The organism is Micromonospora sp. bgisy143 (assembly GCF_057708145.1).
Map to the genome: position 1 here is coordinate 507,842 of NZ_JBYIRN010000002.1, position 18,206 is coordinate 526,047.

Annotated in this window: 17 protein-coding genes; 10 read left to right on the forward strand and 7 right to left on the reverse strand. The window is 72.0% G+C overall.

Going from position 1 to position 18,206, the window contains the following annotated elements:
* The first annotated feature begins 18 nt into the window (after nucleotides 1-18).
* Nucleotides 19-684 (forward strand): hypothetical protein, encoded by a 666-nt coding sequence (locus AC3EN4_RS05270; RefSeq protein ID WP_435204778.1) that lies wholly within the window; start codon nucleotides 19-21, stop codon nucleotides 682-684.
* Nucleotides 685-740: 56 nt separating this feature from the next.
* Here the strand turns inward: AC3EN4_RS05270 and AC3EN4_RS05275 are convergent, their stop codons facing one another.
* Nucleotides 741-2,006, reverse strand: a complete 1,266-nt coding sequence (locus AC3EN4_RS05275; protein WP_435204779.1) for a multidrug effflux MFS transporter — start codon at nucleotides 2,004-2,006, stop codon at nucleotides 741-743.
* A 276-nt stretch (nucleotides 2,007-2,282) separates the two neighbouring features.
* On the opposite strand from AC3EN4_RS05275, the gene AC3EN4_RS05280 reads away from it, so the two are divergent.
* Nucleotides 2,283-3,470: a helix-turn-helix domain-containing protein gene (locus AC3EN4_RS05280; protein WP_435204780.1), complete on the forward strand. Its 1,188-nt coding sequence runs from the start codon at nucleotides 2,283-2,285 to the stop codon at nucleotides 3,468-3,470.
* Nucleotides 3,471-3,549: 79 nt separating this feature from the next.
* Here AC3EN4_RS05280 and AC3EN4_RS05285 read toward each other — a convergent pair whose 3' ends face one another.
* The gene (locus AC3EN4_RS05285; protein ID WP_435204781.1) at nucleotides 3,550-3,999 is read right to left on the reverse strand and encodes a hypothetical protein; all 450 of its coding nucleotides are present in this window, start codon (nucleotides 3,997-3,999) and stop codon (nucleotides 3,550-3,552) included.
* Nucleotides 4,000-4,363: 364 nt separating this feature from the next.
* On the opposite strand from AC3EN4_RS05285, the gene AC3EN4_RS05290 reads away from it, so the two are divergent.
* Genes AC3EN4_RS05290 through AC3EN4_RS05305 form a run of 4 tightly spaced genes read left to right on the forward strand, consistent with a single transcriptional unit; the run spans nucleotide 4,364 to nucleotide 5,971 of the window.
* Nucleotides 4,364-4,627 carry a hypothetical protein gene (locus tag AC3EN4_RS05290; RefSeq protein WP_435204782.1) on the forward strand — a complete coding sequence of 88 codons (264 nt, stop codon included), beginning with the start codon at nucleotides 4,364-4,366 and terminating at the stop codon, nucleotides 4,625-4,627.
* 3 nt (nucleotides 4,628-4,630) lie between these two features.
* Nucleotides 4,631-4,891, forward strand: a complete 261-nt coding sequence (locus tag AC3EN4_RS05295) for a hypothetical protein (protein WP_435204783.1) — start codon at nucleotides 4,631-4,633, stop codon at nucleotides 4,889-4,891.
* Nucleotides 4,888-5,553 (forward strand): hypothetical protein, encoded by a 666-nt coding sequence (locus tag AC3EN4_RS05300; protein WP_435204784.1) that lies wholly within the window; start codon nucleotides 4,888-4,890, stop codon nucleotides 5,551-5,553. Before AC3EN4_RS05295 ends, AC3EN4_RS05300 begins: the two co-directional genes overlap by 4 nt.
* On the forward strand, nucleotides 5,543-5,971 hold the full coding sequence (locus AC3EN4_RS05305) for a hypothetical protein (protein ID WP_435204785.1): 429 nt from the start codon (nucleotides 5,543-5,545) through the stop codon (nucleotides 5,969-5,971). The genes AC3EN4_RS05300 and AC3EN4_RS05305 overlap by 11 nt, the downstream gene beginning before the upstream one ends.
* 31 nt (nucleotides 5,972-6,002) lie before the next feature.
* Here AC3EN4_RS05305 and AC3EN4_RS05310 read toward each other — a convergent pair whose 3' ends face one another.
* Entirely contained in the window at nucleotides 6,003-6,215 is a 213-nt protein-coding gene (locus AC3EN4_RS05310) for a DUF397 domain-containing protein (RefSeq protein WP_435204786.1), read from the reverse strand.
* A 206-nt stretch (nucleotides 6,216-6,421) separates the two neighbouring features.
* The gene (locus AC3EN4_RS05315; RefSeq protein WP_435204787.1) at nucleotides 6,422-7,585 is read right to left on the reverse strand and encodes an acyl-CoA dehydrogenase family protein; all 1,164 of its coding nucleotides are present in this window, start codon (nucleotides 7,583-7,585) and stop codon (nucleotides 6,422-6,424) included.
* Between the two features lie 250 nt (nucleotides 7,586-7,835).
* Between AC3EN4_RS05315 and AC3EN4_RS05320 the strand changes: the two genes are divergently transcribed.
* Both AC3EN4_RS05320 and AC3EN4_RS05325 read left to right on the forward strand, forming a co-directional pair.
* Nucleotides 7,836-9,263, forward strand: coding sequence for a UDP-glucose dehydrogenase family protein (locus tag AC3EN4_RS05320; protein WP_422738375.1), 1,428 nt, complete (start codon nucleotides 7,836-7,838; stop codon nucleotides 9,261-9,263).
* A 153-nt stretch (nucleotides 9,264-9,416) separates the two neighbouring features.
* Complete coding sequence (locus AC3EN4_RS05325) at nucleotides 9,417-14,315, forward strand: SCO7613 C-terminal domain-containing membrane protein (RefSeq protein WP_435204788.1); 4,899 nt, start codon at nucleotides 9,417-9,419, stop codon at nucleotides 14,313-14,315.
* Between the two features lie 149 nt (nucleotides 14,316-14,464).
* Here AC3EN4_RS05325 and AC3EN4_RS05330 read toward each other — a convergent pair whose 3' ends face one another.
* Nucleotides 14,465-15,121, reverse strand: coding sequence for a TetR/AcrR family transcriptional regulator (locus tag AC3EN4_RS05330; RefSeq protein WP_435204789.1), 657 nt, complete (start codon nucleotides 15,119-15,121; stop codon nucleotides 14,465-14,467).
* Between the two features lie 58 nt (nucleotides 15,122-15,179).
* On the opposite strand from AC3EN4_RS05330, the gene AC3EN4_RS05335 reads away from it, so the two are divergent.
* Together AC3EN4_RS05335 and AC3EN4_RS05340 are read left to right on the forward strand one after the other, a co-directional pair.
* Nucleotides 15,180-16,010, forward strand: coding sequence for an SDR family NAD(P)-dependent oxidoreductase (locus AC3EN4_RS05335; protein WP_435204790.1), 831 nt, complete (start codon nucleotides 15,180-15,182; stop codon nucleotides 16,008-16,010).
* A gap of 117 nt (nucleotides 16,011-16,127) precedes the next feature.
* Nucleotides 16,128-16,451 carry a nuclear transport factor 2 family protein gene (locus AC3EN4_RS05340; protein WP_435204791.1) on the forward strand — a complete coding sequence of 108 codons (324 nt, stop codon included), beginning with the start codon at nucleotides 16,128-16,130 and terminating at the stop codon, nucleotides 16,449-16,451.
* Between the two features lie 54 nt (nucleotides 16,452-16,505).
* Here the strand turns inward: AC3EN4_RS05340 and purE are convergent, their stop codons facing one another.
* Nucleotides 16,506-16,997, reverse strand: a complete 492-nt coding sequence (purE, locus tag AC3EN4_RS05345; RefSeq protein ID WP_422740586.1) for a 5-(carboxyamino)imidazole ribonucleotide mutase — start codon at nucleotides 16,995-16,997, stop codon at nucleotides 16,506-16,508.
* A 5-nt stretch (nucleotides 16,998-17,002) separates the two neighbouring features.
* Nucleotides 17,003-18,178, reverse strand: coding sequence for a 5-(carboxyamino)imidazole ribonucleotide synthase (locus AC3EN4_RS05350; RefSeq protein ID WP_435204793.1), 1,176 nt, complete (start codon nucleotides 18,176-18,178; stop codon nucleotides 17,003-17,005).
* Between the last annotated feature and the right edge of the window lie 28 nt (nucleotides 18,179-18,206).

Consider the following 18,206-nt stretch of genomic DNA (forward strand, 5'->3'; position numbering starts at 1 on the left):
AAACGGTACGGTGCGCGGATGCGACATCTCTGGAGCTTCCTCGCCGGGTTGGTGGTGGCACCCGTCACGTGGGTGCTGGTCACACTCGGACAGGACGGGTCGAGCCGGACGGTCGACCGCTGGGTGGAGATCGGCACCTTCAACACCGCCAACCTGATCGAGCCGGCCGTGTACCTCGGTGTCGGCGGTGTCCTGCTCGGGCTGCTCGGCACCCTGCGGTTCTCGCCGGCGGGCCCACTGGTGGCCGGGCTGCTGCTGGTCACGCCGTACATCGGGATGTTCGTGGCGCCGTTCGAGGTGCGCGACGCGATCCCGCACGAGTGGAAGGTGTTCGGCGACCCGCTGCCGCTGCGGCTGCCGGTCGAGAACGGCACGCTCTTCCTGATCGGTCTGCTGCTGCTGATGGCGACGTTCAGCGGTCAGCGCTGGCGGCGGTGGCCGCAGCCGGCGACCGTGCCGGCCGCCACCCCGGCGCCGACGGACGCGCCGCGCGGCGACGACTTCACCCTGACCGACTGGTCGCCGTCCGAACCGGCGGAGCGGGACACCGCACCACTGACCCTGGGCTACCCGGCCGATCCGACACCGACCGAGCCGCTGCCCCGCCGGGTGGGCGGCGAATCGCCGTGGTCCGCGCCACCGCGCGGCCAGTCCCGGCCCGAGGACACCACCGAAATCCGCTGACCGTCGGGCGGGCCGGGGAACCGGCCCGCCCTCCTGGGGTCGGCGGCGCGTCGGGGCTAGTGCACGGCGACGGCCAGGTCGGCGTCGACCGGGCCGAGGGTGGCGCGGGGCACGACCAGGACCATGACCGCCAGCGCCGCGGCCATGCCGCCCGCGATGACGACCGCCATCGGTACGCTCCCCGTCCCGAACAGGCCGGCCAGGGGCGCCGACAGCGCGCCGACGCCGAACTGGACGGCACCGAGCAGCGCCGCTGCCGTACCGGCGGCCTCGCTGTGCCGGCTCATGGCCAGCGCCGGCGCGTTCGGCAGGGCCAGACCGGCCGCGGCCAGCACCAGCCACAGCGACGCGAGCAGGGTGCCCAGGCCACCGATGCCGGTGGCGGCGAACAGCACCAGCAGCAGCCCGGCCGCCATCCCCGCGATCAGGGCGCTGATCAGGATCTGCTGCGGGGTGTAGCGGCGCAGCAGCCGGACGTTGAACTGGGTGGCCCCGATCAGGCCCACCGCGCCGGCGCCGAAGGCCAGGCCGAACTGCTGCTCGTCGAGGCCGTACTCCCGCTGCAGGACGAAGGACGACCCGGAGACGTACGCGAACAGCGACGCCATGGCCAGACCGGCGACCAGCACCAGACCGACGAACGCCCGGTCGTTCACCAGCGCCCGGTAGTCACGCAGAGTCGCGGCCACCCCACCGTGCCGGCGGCGCGACACGTCGAGGGTCTCCGGCAACCTGATCGCCGCGACGACGATCAGCAGCGCGCCCAGCACGGCCAGCGCCGCGAACACGCCCCGCCACTCGGTCCAGCGCAGCAGCCCGCTGCCCAGCGTCGGCGCGAGGACCGGCGCGAGCCCCATGACCAGCATCAGGCGGGAGAAGATCCGCGCGAACGACGCGCCGCTGAACAGGTCGCGGACGACGGCCGTGGCGACCACGGTGGCGGCGGCGACGCCGAGGCCCTGCAGGACGCGCAGCACACCGAGCACGGCGATGTTCGGTGCGAAGACGCACAGCACGGACGCCACGATGTGCGCGGCGAGCCCGGCGAGCAGCGGCAGGCGTCGGCCGACCACGTCGGAGACCGGCCCGATCAGCAGTTGGCCCAACGCGAGGCCGACCAGCGTGCCGGTCAGCGTCAACTGCACGGCCGTCTCGGTGGTCTGCAGGCCGGTGGTGATGGCCGGCAGCGCCGGCAGGTACATGTCGATGGTCAGCGGCCCGATGGCGATCAACGCGCCGAGCACGAGCACGAGTTGCGCGCGCTGGCGGTTGGTCATCAGGTCGCCGGGCAGCGCGTCCTGCTCGTGGGCGGTCTTGTTCATCCTGATCTCTCTCCGGGTGCTGGAGCGCCGTCATCGAGAGATTGACGAGGCCGGGGCGGGGTGACTCTCCGGGCTTCAACGCCACAGACGTGGATCAAGATTCCCGCGCGGGGATCACTCCTCGCCCGGTTCAACGAAGTCAATATAATTCCCTACTTTGGACGACTTACCAGGGAACATGAGCCCTGTGCTGCGGCACCCCGCTCCAGGGCGCTACCGAGACAGGGGAGCGGCATGGCTCGGCACGAGCGGCCCGTAGATCCGACCGCTGGACCGTTGTCGTCATTCGCCCATGAGCTACGAAAGTTACGTGTCGAAGCCGGCAACCCCACCTACCGGCGACTGGCCGAGGTCGCCGGCTACAGCGCCTCGACCCTTTCCGCCGCCGCCAGCGGAATCCGGCAACCCAGTCTCGACGTGCTGCTCGCGTACGTCGGTGCCTGCGGCGGGGACACCGCCGAATGGCGACAACGTTGGCTCGAACTCGACGAGGAACTGCGCACCGCCACCCCCCTCGCAGCGTCACCGTCCACTGTGGTCGCCGGGGATCTACCCGCCCCGGCCACGGGTGAGCCGACCGACGCCGGCGAAGCGGCCGGACCGGCCCACGACCGGCCCGCGAGCCCTCCGCGGCCCCGGAAACTCCGACGGCGACTGGTGCTGGCGGCGGTGGCGGTCGCCGGTCTCGCCGGTACGGCCGCCGTGGTGCCGTTGACCCAGCTGAGGTGGGGGCCCGAGGGGGCGACGGCGGCCGCCGGCACGACGACCAGCACGGCCTGCCCGACGACCGCCACGGACGCCGCCTTCACCGCCGTCACGTACGGCAGTGGCGTGCATGTCCGGAGCGAGCCCCGCCGCGACCAGGGCATCCTCTACACCATTCCGCCCGGCTGCGTGCTCGGGCTCACCGGCTACTGCCTGGGTGAGCGGATCAACGACTCCACCTCCCAGACCCCCGACATCCGCTGGTTCACCCTGGCCGACGGTGGGCTGATCGCCTCCGGGGTGGTGCACGGCAACCCGCCAACGGGCCTGGAACCGTCCCGCTGCCGGGGCGACCGACCCGGGCCGGCCACGATCGCCCTCGCGATCGCCCCCGATGGGACCGGCCCGGGTGGGTGGCGGCTGAGCGCGACCGGCACGCACGTGGAGATCGTCGGCTTTGCCGCCTACTACGCGGACGATCCGGCGCTGCCGACGGAGCGCCGCTGGCACCAGATCGGGATGACCGGACTGGCCGCCCCGCCGTTCGACCTGACCTGGAAGCCCGACCACCTGTCGGTGCGGCCCGGAACCACCGCCGAGATCCCGGTGGCCGCGGTCGCCTGTCTCGGCGGTGGCGCGCCGACCGACGTACTCGACGTGCGGATGGCCCGCCCCGACGGATCCAGCACCGCCGAGGTCCTGCCGCTCCCCGCCGACCAACGGCTCGCCGCCCGCCGGACCGCCTGCCTCTACCCCTGACGGGGGCGTACGCGGACGGCCACCACCGGTGGCCCGGCGGGACGGATCCCACCGGGCCACCGGTCAGGCGTCACCGGACTCAGCAGCCCTGGCGACCGGAGTGGATCCAGTAGGTGGTGCCGGCCCAGTCCATCTCGCCGTACGCGTCGACGCAGTTGTTCGCCGTGCCGGTCACGCCGCGCGGCCCGGCGTAGTACAGGTAGTCGTCGTTGTCCTTGGTGGAGACGGCGGTGGCGGTGCACGAGCCGCTGCCGGAGGTCTCCGCGCACCGGGCGATCTGCACGGAGGTCCGCGCCGAGGAGCCGTACGCCGCGCCGCGGTGGTACATGCAGGCGCTGTTCGTGCCGCCGTTGGTGCTGTTGTAGTAGATGACCAGCTCGGCAACGGGCTTGCTCGGCGGGTACGCGTAGCTGTAGGTGACCGTGCCCGAGCAGGCCACCGCCGCCTGCGACGGAGCCTCCGTGACGACCAGCACCGTGCCGAGGGTCAGCAACGCCACCAGCGCTCCGAACGCCTTGCGCAGCATCATGACTTCCACTCCTCCGGGACGAGGTTGGTTGAGAGCCGTCCCGCCGTCCACTTCTACGGAAGAGCGAAGTTGATCGCCGCTGATGGCGGTGCCGATCAATCAATCCCGCACAACGCCGGACAACCGGGTGCCGCGTCGCCGGGCCGGGCCGAACAGGTCGGGGCGGTCAGTAATCAGTGACATGTTCGCACCGTGTGCACACCGGCCATCGGGCTTGCAACGCGCGGGCAGGCCGACCGAGGGCTTGACGTGGTCCTGCGCACAAGCTGGGGCCACGGAGAGGGATTCATGTTGGATAGTGTCTGCGTCGCTACTGCATGTGCAAAACACCGGCACCCAGCCGTAGTCGACCGGAAGGGACGGCATGGCCAGCATCGAGCAAGTCAAAGCCGCACTCGCCCAGGCAGCCGAGCAGAGCAACACGACGACGAGCCAGATCCGGGCCGCCATCGACAGCACCGAGCAGGTGCTCGCCCGACTGCGCGCGGTGGCCGCCGGCACCGGGCATCCCGCGCTCTCCGAGGCGATCGCGCGCGCCGAGCAGAGCAAGCAACGCCTGGTCGAGGCAGCCACCACCCTCCAAGGCAGTACGGCGGCGGCCCGGCAGTACATCAACATCCTCGGCTGAACCATGAGCATCGGCGAGATCAAGGCAGCCCTGACCGAAGCGCGTCAATTGCTCGACCAGGGCAGAACGACAATCGAGGGCATCGGTGATTCCCTGGATGAAGCTGCTGGAGTCATGCTCCCCACCCTGCATGACAGCCGGCGCGAGGAGGCCGAGCAGGCCCGACGGGCACTGGCCGAGGCGGTACGTGAGGTGAAGCTGACCCTCCGGGTCATCACCGCCGCCCAGGAGAATGGGGACGAGTTCCGGCGGGCGCTCGGGTGAGCAGCCTACTCGGCCAGGTCGTGGCGCAGCTCAGGTCCACGATCGATCGGCTGGACGAGGTGGCGGTCCAGGCAAGCCGCGCCGCAACGGATGTCGCCGAGGGAAACGGCCGGTATGCCGAGCTCGGCCGAGGCACTGACCATCCGAAGCTTCGCGCGGCGATAGTTGAGAGCCGTACTGGGGTCGACAAGGCGTACCGGCTTGCGCGGCTGAGCAGCGACGCAGCCCGGAACGTCGCCGAGTTTCTGAACGCCATCGCTCCCGGTTCAGCACCTCGGCCGTCAGCTGCCAGTTCAGGGCCGCCTTCCGGGAATGAGCTGATGGCGGACAGCGATCGGCGTGAGTTCGCTCGCGCGAAGGCGCGGGGCTGGCTCAACCGCTCGGTGCGAAGGGCTGACGACCTTCAGGAGCACGCCACCACTGCCGTCGATAAGACACAGCAGTTGATCAAGGTTTTTCGTGACCCGAAGGGTCCCGCTGGGACACAATCGACGGGCACTGGCACCCCCACCGTCCCGCAGGCACCACCACGGACAAAGATCGATGGCGCCGAGGCCGCCGGAAATCTCGTGGTTGTCGGCTTGCTGGCAGGGGTGGCGGCGAGCCGGTTCGCAACGGCGACTGGCAAATTGATTGCGAGGTTTCGGAAACGTGCAGGTTAAAGCGCTCAGCGACCTGATCCGGGCACTGGCCCGAGCTGACTGGGATACCGCCGATGCGTTGGTCGGGGAGATCGGCCGGAGCGGCTGGGTCGGTGGTCTTCAGGTCATCGGAGCCGCGTTCGCCCTTGCCGTTCACCGGCGTTTCGAGCCAGAAGCAACCCCTAGTGAGGTAGCGGCCTGGGTCGCGGCGGCCCGTTCCCAGTATCAGGAGGGAGACACTCTGCCGGCCCTCGAAATGGAGGGTCTCATCCGCGCTGCCCTCGGTGAAGAGGAACTGGTTGACAACGTCCCAGTCGAGACTTTGATCGCCGCCCAGGTCTTCATCCTCGGGCAGCTACTCCTTGAGGCGAGGTTGGCACCAGCCGAGTTGGACGGATTCGTGAGCGAGGCAGAGCAACTCGCCGCCGAATACCTCTAGGCAGTGTGATCGGTCTACCGGGGACGTGCTCTCAGCGCGATCCCTTGATGCTGCCGAGGAACGACTCCCAGGCGGCCGGCTCGAAGCTCAACGTTCCGGCGCCGGGAACCTTGGAGTCGCGGACGTCGACCCGAGCGCCACGCTCCCGCACCTCCACGCACTGACCGTTGTTGCCGGACCGGCTCGACGTGTGCGGAACCCTGCTGCTCCAGGCCGCCATGGCCGCCGCCGCAAACGGGGACACTCGACACGCCCACGACCTGCTCGACCTGCCGCCCTGCCGCCCGTACCCCCATCACCGACCTCGCCCACAACGGCCCGCCAGCCACCGACCTGGCCCGACTGACCGCGGTTGTCGGGCTCACCCGATGACGGCGACCAACGCGGTGGACGCCCCCGTTGTCGAGATCGACGAGGGCGCTATTCCACCGCTGTCACCAGTGGCCTGATTCAGCCCTTCAGGAGCTGCCGCGCCATGACGATCCGCTGGACCTGGTTGGTGCCTTCGTAGATCTGGGTGATCTTGGCGTCCCGCATCATCCGCTCGACCGGGTAGTCGCGGGTGTAGCCGTAGCCGCCCAGCAACTGCACCGCGTCGGTGGTGATCTCCATGGCGGCGTCGGAGGCGAAGCACTTGGCCGCCGCGCCGAAGTAGGTCAGGTCGGCGTCGCCCCGCTCGGACTTGCCGGCGGCGGCGTACGTGAGTTGCCGGGCCGCCTCCAGCTTCATGCCCATGTCGGCGAGCATGAACTGGATGCCCTGGAACTCGGCGACCGCCTTGCCGAACTGTCGGCGCTCGGCGACGTACCCCTTGGCGTAGTCGAGCGCGCCCTGCGCGATCCCGACGGCCTGGGCGGCGATGGTGACCCGGGTGTGGTCCAGGGTCTGCATGGCGGTGGCGAAGCCGGTGCCCTCCGGGCCGATCATGCGGTCGGCGGGGATCCGCACGTTGTCCAGGTAGACCTCGCGGGTGGGCGAGCCCTTGATGCCGAGCTTCTTCTCCGGCGCGCCGAAGCTCACCCCGGGATCGGACTTCTCGACCACGAAGGCGGAGATGCCCCGGGAGCGGGCGGTGGGGTCGGTGACGGCGAAGACGGTGTAGAACTCGGAGACTCCGGCGTTGGTGATCCACCGCTTCACGCCGTTGAGAACCCAGTGATCCCCGTCACGTACCGCGCGGGTGGTCATGGACGCCGCGTCGCTGCCCGCCTCCGGCTCGGAGAGGCAGTACGAGAACATCGCGTCGCCCGCCGCGACCGGCGTCAGGTAGCGGCGCTTGATCTCGTCGGAGCCGGCCAGCAGCAGCGGCATCGTGCCGAGCTTGTTCACCGCCGGGATCAGCGACGAGGACGCGCAGGCGCGCGCCACCTCCTCGATCACGATGGCGGTGGCCAGGGCGTCCGCGCCCGCGCCGCCGTACTCCTCGGGGATGTGCGGGGCGTGGAAGTCGGCGGCCCGCAGCGCGTCGTAGGACGCCTTGGGGAACTCCCCGGTCTCGTCGGCCTCGGCGGCGTGCGGCGCCACCTTGGCGGCGCAGACCTCCCGGACCGCCTCCCTGATCGCCTCGTGCTCCTCCGGCAACCGGTAGACGTCGAACGACTCCCCTGCGGCCATGTCGGCCCCTCCCCTTCACCGCTATCATGCGCAGTCTGTGGCCTCCCCTGACCGCCGACCGCGCAGACTGAAGGATAGCGACTGCAGTTCAGGTGATGTTACCGGCGCGTAGGTATGGGCATGACGGAGCATCCGCGCCGCTGGGTGATGATGGAAGGCAGACAGTGAGCCACCCCTCCGGTGCCCGCCCAGGCGCCGCAGCAGAATGCGACGCGACGACGCGCCGCCAGTGCGAGCGGAGAAGACAGGCGTGACGATCCCCTACCCCACCATCCAGCCGACCCCCGCCATCGCCGCGGTGACGCCGCCTTCGGGGGCGCCTCGGCCGCGGGTGACGTTCCTGGGGACCGGTTACCTCGGTGCGACGTACGCCATCTGCTACGCCGAGCTGGGCTACGAGGTGCTCGGGTTCGACGTCGACGCGGACAAGATCGCGAAGCTGAACGCCGGCGAGGTGCCGATCCACGAGCCCGGCCTCGACGAGCTGCTCAAGCGCAACCTGGCCGCCGGCCGGCTGCGGTTCTCGACCGACATCGCCGAGACCGCCGAATTCGGTGACGTGCACTTCATCTGCGTCGGCACCCCGCAGCGGGCCGACGGGATGGGCGCCGACCTGTCATACGTCGAGGCGTCGGTGACCGGCCTCGCCCAGCACCTGACCCGCAAGGCCCTGATCGTCGGCAAGTCCACCGTGCCGGTGGGCACCGCCGAGTGGGTCGAGCAGCTGGTCGGCAAGCACACCCCCGACGACCTGGGCGTCGAGGTGGCGTGGAGCCCGGAGTTCCTCCAGGAGGGCTTCGCCGTAGACGACGTGCTGCGGCCCAACCGGATCGTGGTCGGCGTGAAGAGCGAGTGGGCCAACGGCATGCTCTACGCCGCGCACAAGGGCGTCTTCGACCTGGCCGCCACCGAGGACCGCGAGGTGCCCCTGGTGGTCACCGACTTCGCCACGGCCGAGCTGGTCAAGGTCGCGGCGAACGCCTTCCTGGCCACCAAGATCTCGTTCATCAACGCGATGGCCGAGGTCTGCGAGGCCAGCGGCGGCGACGTCACCCAGTTGGCCCGGGCCATCGGGTACGACCCCCGCATCGGCAACCGGTTCCTCCAGGCCGGCCTCGGCTTCGGTGGCGCCTGCCTGCCCAAGGACATCCGCGCCTTCCAGGCCCGCGCACAGGAGCTGGGCGCCGGCGAGGCGCTGCGCTTCCTGCACGAGGTCGACCTGATCAACCTGCGCCGTCGTACCCGCGTGCTCCAGCTCGCGGCGGACCTGCTCGGCCGCCGCTCCGGGCCGGCCGGCCCGGACTTCTCCGGCACCCGGATCGCCGTGCTGGGCGCGACCTTCAAGCCCAACACCGACGACGTCCGCGACGCCCCGGCGCTCGCCGTCGCCGCGCTGTTGCAGAAGGCCGGCGCCGACGTGCACGTGTACGACCCGCAGGGCACCGAGAACGCCCGCCGCGCGGTGCCCGAGCTGACCTACGAGCCCGGCATCAACGAGGCGGTCGCCGGCGCGGACCTGGTCTGCGTCCTCACCGAGTGGGCGGACTTCCGCAACGCCGACCCGGTCGCCCTGGGCGAGCTGGTCGGCGGTCGCAAGGTCGTCGACGGGCGGAACTGTCTCGACTCGGCACTGTGGACCCAGGCCGGCTGGGAGTACCGGGGCATGGGCCGCCCCTGACGACGCACCACCCCTCGGCCGGTCGCGCAGCACTCCGCGCGGCCGGCCGATCATGTTGTTTGCCCCGGACCCGCCGACAAGTGTCGAAATCCGCGCCAGCTTTGGGCATGCTGCGACAGTGGGAGTCCACAGTGCGGCGGGTGGAGGGGTGTCGTGGCGACCTTTCAATGCTCCTCGTGCGGCCGGGAGATCAAGCCGGCCGTGCACTGCCCGCACTGCGGGGCCGACCAGCCCCAGTGGGTGGAACATCTGGCGGACATCGAGCGCTCGATCGCGGAGATGAAGGCGCGCGACGCCGCCATCGCCCGCGAGCAGCGGCAGATCGCCGCCAAGATGCAGGCCGCGCTCTTCCAGCGGGACATCCTCGCCCACGCCGGTGAGGAACGGGTCAAGCAGGCCACCCGGCCGCGCCGGGTGCTTCGCCGCCGTCCCGGTCGCCGCCCGCCGACGGCCACCACCGGCGCGCCGCCGCCCCGCGTTCCGCGCCAGGGCATGCCGCCCGCCCCGGAGGATCCGCCGCCGCCCCCGCCCCGGGCGTCCTGGCTGGACGCCGACGACCCCGAGCACCCGCCGGAGGCGTCCAGCCGGGAGGTGCAGAACATCCCGCTCGGGCTGGGCGCGCTGCTGCTCGCCGTGGCCGCGGTGGTCTTCGCCGCGGTGGCCACCAGCTCGATGGACGCGCTGGCCCGCCTCGGCGTCCTGCTGCTCGCCACGGCGCTGATGTTGCTCGCCCCACCGGCGTTGGCCCGGCGCGGGCTCACCTCCACCGCGGAGACGATCTCGGCGGTGGGTCTGCTGCTCGTGCCGCTGGCCGGCTACGCGCTCTGGGCGGTGGACCGGATCGGCGGCGGCACCTCGGGCGCCGTCTTCGCCGGGTTGATCTTCGCGGCCACCGCCGCCGTGTCCGTCGGGTACGCCGCCTGGACGGGCCTGCGCGCACCCCGCTTCGCGACCGTGGTCGCCGCGCAGCCGGTCCTACCGCTGCTCGCGTACGACCGGATCACCGGGCCGGGCGGCTGGGCGCTGGTGCTGACCCTGGTGGCCCTGCTCGACCTCTGGCTGGCCCGCTCCCCGCTCGTGGTGGAGCGCCCCGTCCGGCAGGACCTGCCGCAGCCGGCCGAGCCGTCGACGACGCCCCGGCAGCGCGACGCCGAGGCCCGGCCGGAGGGCGATCCGGAGGAGGCCGGCGAGGTGGTCGACGCCGGCGCGGGCGCCGCCGACACCCGGCCCGCCCGCCCGGTGCCCGGGCTGCGCGAGCTGACCTGGTCGCTGCACGCGGTGGCGGTCGCGGTCGCCCTGGCGTACGCGGTCACCGCCCTGCTGCGGGCGCAGACCGTGCCGACGGCGACCGGTGCCGGGCTGGTGCTCCTGCTGGCCGCCGTGGTCGGACTGGCCGGCGCGCTGGTACTGCGCCGACCACCGCTGCCCGACGTGGCGGCCGGCATCGTCACCCTGGCCGTGATCGGCGCGTTCGGCCGGGTCGCCTCGGTGGCCCTGCCCGGTCAGGCGCTGCTGCTGATCGCGGCGGTGATCACGGCGACCGGACTGGCGGTACGCGCGATCCCCGAGGCCGCCCGCCGTGGCCCGCAGATCGCCTCGGCGGTGGCGCTCACCGTCAGCGGGCTGGTGGTCGCCGGCGGCGCCCTGCGGGCCGGCGTCGCGCCCGTCCGGGCGGCGCTGCCCGCCTGGGACGCCGACCTCGACCGGCACGCCGCCGAGCTGGCCGCCGCCGTCGGCCCGACCACCTGGCAGCTCGCCGCCGCCGCGTTCCTGCTCACCATCGCCGCGATGCTGGCCCTGCCACCGGAGATCCGCCGGGAGTTCGCGGTCGCCGGTGCCGCGCTGACGGCGCTCGCCGTACCGGCGTCGTTCGGCCTCGGCTGGGCGGCCGCCCCCTGGCCGATGGTGATCACCGCGATCGGCATCGGCGTCATCGGCCTCTCCGCGCGTACCTCCCGGGCCGCCCTGGCCCACGGGGTCGGCGCGGCCGTGGTGGGCCTGTTCGGCGCGGGCGCCGGCCTGTCCCGGCCCGCGCTCACGGCCGCCGTCCTGCTCACCCTGTTCGCGGCCGGCGCGCTGGTCGCACTGGCTCCCCGGGTACGCATCGCCTCGGCCACCGCCGAGACGGTCACCGAGTGGGCCGCCGGAGGCGCGGCCTTCGCGCTGCCCGGCGCGGTGGCCGCGTTCGTGGCCGCCACCGTGCCCGTCGACGAGACCCCCACCCCGGCCAGCCTGCGCGAGGCGACCGTCCCGGTGCTCGCGGCGAGCTTCCTGGCCGTCTGCGTGACCCTCGGGTACGCCGCGATGGTGCAGGTCTCCCAGCGGCGCATCCCGGTGCCGCTGTCGGTCGGCACCGGGATGGGTGCGCTCGTCGTCACCGCCGCCGCCTTCGGCGCACCCGGCGCCACCGTCGCCGACGCCTGGGTCGGGGCGCTGCTGCTGATCGCCGCGGTGCTGCTCTTCCTGGCTCCCTCGATCGACGCCGGTCGCCGCTCCGACCTCACCCTGGACGGCTCCGACCTGGCCGCCGCGGCGGTGACCACCGCCCTGATCGCCACGATGGTGCGGATCGCCGCGGTCCTCGCCCCGGGTGGGCAGTTGGCGGTGGCCGCCGGCCTGGTCCTGGTCGTCGCCGTGGCCGCCCGCGCCATGCCCGAGGAGTGGCGACGCGGCCCGATCCTCGGCATCGCCGTCGGCGGCGTACTCATCGGGGTGCTCGCCGGTTGGACGGCGCTGCGCGGTGGCGTGGGCGTGCTGGCCACGCCCGGGCCGATCTGGAACGGCGACCTGAGCAACTGGCCGGCGGCGCCGACCGGCGGCTCGACCTGGCAGGCGCCGATCGCGCTGCTGCTGCTGGCCGTCGCCGCCGGTGTCCTGCTGCCACCGCCCTGGCGGTGGGACGCGTCCGGGGTGGCCGTGGTGCTCGCCACCATCGGCGCGCCGGCCGCGTTCGACCTGCCCTGGTGGTCGCCGGTGCTGGTCGGAGCGATGGTCGCCACCGTCTTCGGGATGGCCGCGGTGGCCAGCGAGGAGCCCCGGGCCGGGCTGTCCCGGGCCACCGTGGCCGGGGTGGTCGCGTTGCACGGGGCCGGCGCCGGCCTGGTCCGCCCGTGGACCACCGCGCTGGCGCTGGGCAGCATCGCGCTGATCGGTGTCGTGGTGGCCACGCTGGCCCGGATACTCGCCCGACCCCAGGTGACCGACCTGGAGACCGAGGGCATGCCGCCGCACCTGGCGCAGATCGGCGGCGCGGCGGCCGGTGCCGCGCTGCTGGCGTTGCCCGGCGCGGTGGCGGCGCTGGCCGTCGAGTTCCAGCACTCGGCGCAGGTGGTGCTGACCGCCGCGCTGGCCGCGTCGAGCCTCGGGCTGGCCGGGGTGGCCGCCGCACGCCGGCACGTCCCGCAGTACCTGCCCTGGGTCAGTGTGGCTGTGGTCGGCGGGGCGAGCATCAGCGCGGTCGCCGCCATCCCCACCGGGCTTCCCGTCGGGGTCTTCGCGGCCGCCGCCGCGCTGCTCGGCGTCCTCGCCGAACTCGTCCGCGCGGCGACCGTGCCGCCCGCCGCCGCCGCCCAGCCGGTGCGTCGCTGGGCGGTGCTGCTCGACGGCGCGCTACGCCGGCTGCCGGACGATCCGGATCGGCGACGGTGGCGGGTCAGCCCCTCGGCCGGCGCGCTCGCGGCCGCCGCGCTGCCGACCGCCCTGGCCGTCGTCACGATCGCACCCACGCTGCTCTTCGCCCTGGTCGAGCCGCAGCACACGGTGAACCGGATCTGGCAGGGTCCGCCACCGGAACTGCTCAACCCGCCGCCGGACGTGGTCAACCCGACCCACGTGCTGACCGCGCTCCTCCTCACGGCGACGGCAGCCCTGGCCGCCACCGGTTTCAGCGGCGGACGGCGGTCCCGGGCCGTACCGGTGGTGCTCCCCGGCGCCGCCGTCACGCTGCTGATCGCGCCCATCGCGCTGGGCAGCAGGTGGCCGGCGAGCACCCTCGCCGCGCTCTCCGTGTTCAGCATTGCCATGCTCGGTCTCGCCCTGACCCCACCACCGCCGCTGGTGGAGCCGGCCCGTTCGCTGCGGCTGGCCCGGGTGCTGGTGTTCGTCATCGGCCTGGCCGCCGGTGGCGCCGGCCTCGCCGGCAGCCTGGCCGAGCGGCAACTGACCCTGTTCACCCTCGGCGGCGCGGTCGGCGTCGGGGCGGTGGCGGCCCTGTTCGGCACCACCCAGCGGGCCCGCATCCTCGGCTGGCTGTTCGCCTCGATCATGGCCCAACTCTTCGTGCTCACCGCCGGCCTGATCGCCGGGCTGGCCCCGGTCTGGTCCGCGTTCGGCGTGCTCGCCGTCGGCGCGGTCCTCCAGGTGCTCGCGGCGACCCTGCCGCAGTTGCGCCGCCCCGAGGCGCAGCGCGAGGCGTCCACCGTGCAGTGGAGCGGGTACGCGGCGGCCCTCATCGCGCTGGCGCTCGCCTTCGACTCACCACGGCACATCGCCGCCCTGCTGGCCGCATGGGGTGCCGTCCTCGGCGTGGCGGCCACCCGGCCCGGTCGACGGCCCGTGGAGCGCCGGATCCTCTTCTGGGCGGTGGTGTTCTGCGAGATCACCGCCTGGTGGATCCTGATGCGGGTCGCCGACGTGGCGCTGCCCGAGGCGTACACGTTGCCGTTCGCCGCGCTGGCGCTGCTGGTCGGCATCCTGGAACTGCGGCACCGACCGGACCTGAGCAGTTGGGTGGCGTACGGGCCGGCGCTGGTCGCCGCGTTCGTGCCGACGCTGGCGATCGTGCTGGCCACCGAGTCCAGCACGCTGCGGCAGATGCTGCTGCTGCTCGGCGCGGTGGCGGTGCTGATCTTCGGCTCGTCCAGCCGGCAGCAGGCGCCGGTGATCGTCGGCGCGACGGTCACCGCGATCGCCGCGATCCACGCGTTGGTCAGTCTCGGCCCGTGGCTGGCGCTGATCCCGGTGGGCATCCTGCTGCTCGTCCTCGGCGCCAGCAACGAACGCCGCCGCCGCGCCCAGGAACGCCTCCAGACCGCCCTACGCGGCATGAGATGAACCTGAGGGTCCCTGCGGCGTGGGTGAGCGTGCCGGGTCCGCCGCGGGTCTCGCTGCGGGTCTCGGCGATCTTGCACTTTCTGTCGCCGCATAGTTGGACATATGCCGCGTAAAAACCACCGAAAGTGCAAGATCGCGGAGGCCGGACCCTAGCGGGCCAGGCGGTCCAGTAGTTCGTCTAGTAGTGCGCGTTCGCCTGGGGTGAGGTCGCCCGGGTCGTTGGCGACCAGCGCACGCAGCGTCAGGGCGGCGCTCGTACGGGTCGCGGGGACCTCGGTGGAGGGCGTGCGCAGGACACCGGCCAGCGCGGCCTCGCGGACGCGTCGGGACAGCTCGAAATCCGGCTCCGGCTGGCTGATCAACGTCAGCGTGATGCCGACGTTGGCGGCGAGCACCTGCTCGGCGGCGTCGTCCACCGGCACCTTGAGCAGGCCCTGGGCTGCGGTGTCGGTGAACCGCTGACGCAACGCGGCATGCGCGGGAGCGGTCACGGCGCAGGGTTTTCCCGGCTCGACGCGCCCGTAGAGCAGCCCGTAGAACGACGGGTGCTCCAGCCCGAACCGTACGTGCCTGTCCCAGCCCTCACGCAGGTCCTCCAGCGGGTCGCCGGAGCTCTCGACCGCCGTGTACTGGGTGAAACCGTGGTTCACCACGGCGTCGATCAGGCCCTGCTTGCTGCCGAAGTGGTGGTACAGCGTCGGTGCCTGCACGCCCGCGCGCTCGCACACCGCCCTCGTGGACATCGTGCCGCCGGCCTGCAGCAACTCCGCTGCGGCGAGCAGCAGTCGATCTCGTGCGTTCTGCATGGTTGCTATAGTAACTTACATAGCGCTACATTGCGTTCTATAGCGAGAGGAGAAGTCCATGAGGACTTGGTTCATCACGGGTGGGACGCCCGGAGGGTTCGGCCTGGTCTACGCGGAGGCCGCACTGGACCAGGGCGATCGGGTGGTGGTGACCGCCCGACGACCCGCTGAGCTACGGGAATGGGCGGAACCGTACGGCGACCGGGTGCTGGTTCTCCAGCTCGACGTCACCGATGCCGACCAGGTGCGTGCGGCGGTCAAGACGGCAGAGGAGCGGTTCGGCGGAATCGACGTGCTCGTCAACAACGCGGGTCGGGGCTGGTACGGCTCGGTCGAGGGCGCCCCGGACGAGATCGTCCGCCGCACGTTCGACCTCAACCTGTTCGCCGTGGTCGAGGTCATGCGCGCGGTCCTGCCCGGCATGCGGGCACGCGGCGACGGCTGGATCGTGAACATGTCCTCGGTGGCCGGCCTCGTCGCCACGGAAGGGTTCGGCTACTACACGGCGGCGAAGTTCGCGATCGAGGGACTGTCCGAAGCACTGCGCCAGGAGGTCGAGCCGTTCGGCGTACGGGTGCTCGTCGTCGAGCCGGGCGCGTTCCGTACCAAGGCCTTCGCTTACTTCCAGAACGAGCCCGTCAATGAGACCGTCGACGCCTACGTGCCGATGGTCGAGGGCGTCAAGGCGGCGTTCGTGGAACATGACGGCAGGCAGGCGGGCGATCCCGTTCGTGGAGTGCAGGCCGTGCTCAACGCGATGAACGCACCCCTACCACCGAAACGAATCGTGCTCGGCAACTCCGGGTACGACGCCGTTGTCGCCATGCACGAGAACGCGCTGGCGGAACTGCGCGCGAACGAGAAGCTTTCCCGCAGCGCGGACTTCTGAGCCGGTCAGCACCTCGAACTGATCGCCACGCCGCACGGCCGTGACAGCTCAGCAGCACGGCGGAGATTCACCAGCACACGCCCGGGTCCGGGCACCTTGAGAAACCGGAGAGCAGACATGAACGACATCACCCTGCCCAAGGCCGTCGACACTTTCATCGCGGCCACCAACGCGCACGACGTGAATGAACTGGCCGCGGTGTTCGGCGATGGGGCCACCGTGCGCGATGACGGGAAGACCTGGACCGGCGAGGCCGAGATCCGCGAGTGGATCCAGGGGCACCTCATCGACCCCAAGGTCGTACTCACGCCGACCTCGTTCGCGGACGACCGGCTGGTGGCCTCCGGGGACGGCGACTTCCCCGGCGGACCCTTGTCTTTCGCATTCGAGTTCGACATCAAGGACGATCAGGTGACCAACCTCGCGATCGAACCCGTCTGATTCACCACCGGCCGGGGCAGCCTCAAGTACTTCCCCGGCCCGGGGACGGAGCCATCAGGGCAGGGTGGCCTGGAGGGCCGCGTCCTTCGTCTTGATGAGCTGTTCCAGGTCCTGCTGGTAGGTGGCCATCCGGGTCCGCAGCGTCTCGTCGGACGCGCCGAGGATCCGTACGGCCAGCAGGCCGGCGTTGCGGGCGTTCCCGATCGACACGGTGGCCACCGGAATCCCCGCCGGCATCTGCACGATGGACAGCAGCGAGTCCATACCGTCGAGGTGCTTCAGCGGCACCGGCACACCGATCACCGGCAACGGCGTCACCGAGGCGACCATGCCCGGCAGGGCGGCGGCGCCACCGGCACCCGCGATGATCACCTTGAGCCCGCGGTCGACGGCCTCGCGACCGTAGTCGATCATGGCGACCGGGGTCCGGTGTGCCGAGATGACCCGCACCTCGTACGACACCTCGAAGTCGTCGAGCACCTCGGCGGCCGCCCGCATGGTCGGCCAGTCCGAGTCGCTGCCCATGATCAGCCCGACGGTGGTCATGTCGTTCATTCGTGCCCCTCGCGCAGCCAGCGTGCGGCCCGCGCCGCCCGCGCCCGTACGTCGTCCAGGTCGTCGCCGAGCACCGTGACGTGCCCGATCTTGCGGCCGGGACGTGCCTGCTTGCCGTAGAGGTGCACCTTGGCCCCGGGCTCGGCGGCGAAGAGGTGGTGCAACCGCTCGTCGATCGACATTCCGCCCGGCTCGCCACCGAGCACGTTCGCCGACACGACGACCGGCGCGGTCAGCGCGGTGTCGCCCATCGGGTAGTCCAGGACCGCCCGCACGTGCTGCTCGAACTGGGAGGTGCGGGCACCCTCGATGGTCCAGTGCCCCGAGTTGTGCGGACGCATCGCCAGCTCGTTGACCACGATCGCCGGCCGACCGGCCTCGTCGCGCACCTCGAAGAGCTCCACGGCGAGCAGCCCGACCACACCGAGCGCGGTGGCCAGGTCGATGGCGAGCTGCTGGGCGGAGACCGCCAGTTCCTCGTCGAGGCCGGGCGCCGGGGCCAGCACCTCGACGTTGATGCCGTCACGCTGGACCGTCTCGACCACCGGGTACGCGGCCACCTGGCCGAACGGCGAGCGGGCCACCTGCACGGCCAGTTCGCGGCGCAGCGGCACCCGCTCCTCGACGAGCAGCCGGGTGCCCCCGGCGAGCAGCGTGGTCGCCAGCTCGGCGGCCTGGGTGGCGTCGTCCACCATCCAGACGCCCCGGCCGTCGTAGCCGCCCCGGGCCGCCTTGAGCACCACCGGCCAACCGACCTGCTCGCCGAAGTCGACCAGGTCGGCGGGCTCGCCGACCGGCCGCCACGCCGGGTTCGGCGCGCCCAGCTCGGTGAGGCGTTCGCGCATGACCTGCTTGTCCTGGGCGTGCAGCAGGGCGTCCGCCGGCGGGTACAGGGTCACCCCTTCCGCCGTCAGGGTGCGGATGTGCTCGTTGGGCACGTGCTCGTGGTCGAAGGTGACCACGTCACAGCCCTTGGCGAAGGTGCGCAGGGCGGCCAGGTCGGTGTGGTCCCCGTACTGGACGTCGGCGGCCACCAGGGCCGCGCCGTCGTCGGGGGCGCTCGCGAGCACACGCAGTGACTGGCCGAGGGCGATCGCGGCCTGGTGGGTCATCCGGGCCAACTGGCCGCCACCCACCATGCCGACAACAGGCAGACCGGTACGGGAATCCATAGCGCGGCCAGCCTACCGGGTGCCCTAC

Excerpts from the sequence above, each read along its gene's own strand:
- AC3EN4_RS05270 (WP_435204778.1), top strand. The coding sequence starts at position 19 with ATGCGACATCTCTGGAGCTTCCTCGCCGGGTTGGTGGTGGCACCCGTC.
- AC3EN4_RS05275 (WP_435204779.1), bottom strand. The coding sequence starts at position 2,006 with ATGAACAAGACCGCCCACGAGCAGGACGCGCTGCCCGGCGACCTGATG.
- AC3EN4_RS05285 (WP_435204781.1), bottom strand. The coding sequence starts at position 3,999 with ATGATGCTGCGCAAGGCGTTCGGAGCGCTGGTGGCGTTGCTGACCCTC.
- AC3EN4_RS05290 (WP_435204782.1), top strand. The coding sequence starts at position 4,364 with ATGGCCAGCATCGAGCAAGTCAAAGCCGCACTCGCCCAGGCAGCCGAG.
- AC3EN4_RS05295 (WP_435204783.1), top strand. The coding sequence starts at position 4,631 with ATGAGCATCGGCGAGATCAAGGCAGCCCTGACCGAAGCGCGTCAATTG.
- AC3EN4_RS05315 (WP_435204787.1), bottom strand. The coding sequence starts at position 7,585 with ATGGCCGCAGGGGAGTCGTTCGACGTCTACCGGTTGCCGGAGGAGCAC.
- AC3EN4_RS05330 (WP_435204789.1), bottom strand. The coding sequence starts at position 15,121 with ATGCAGAACGCACGAGATCGACTGCTGCTCGCCGCAGCGGAGTTGCTG.
- AC3EN4_RS05335 (WP_435204790.1), top strand. The coding sequence starts at position 15,180 with ATGAGGACTTGGTTCATCACGGGTGGGACGCCCGGAGGGTTCGGCCTG.
- AC3EN4_RS05340 (WP_435204791.1), top strand. The coding sequence starts at position 16,128 with ATGAACGACATCACCCTGCCCAAGGCCGTCGACACTTTCATCGCGGCC.
- purE (WP_422740586.1), bottom strand. The coding sequence starts at position 16,997 with ATGACCACCGTCGGGCTGATCATGGGCAGCGACTCGGACTGGCCGACC.
- AC3EN4_RS05350 (WP_435204793.1), bottom strand. The coding sequence starts at position 18,178 with ATGGATTCCCGTACCGGTCTGCCTGTTGTCGGCATGGTGGGTGGCGGC.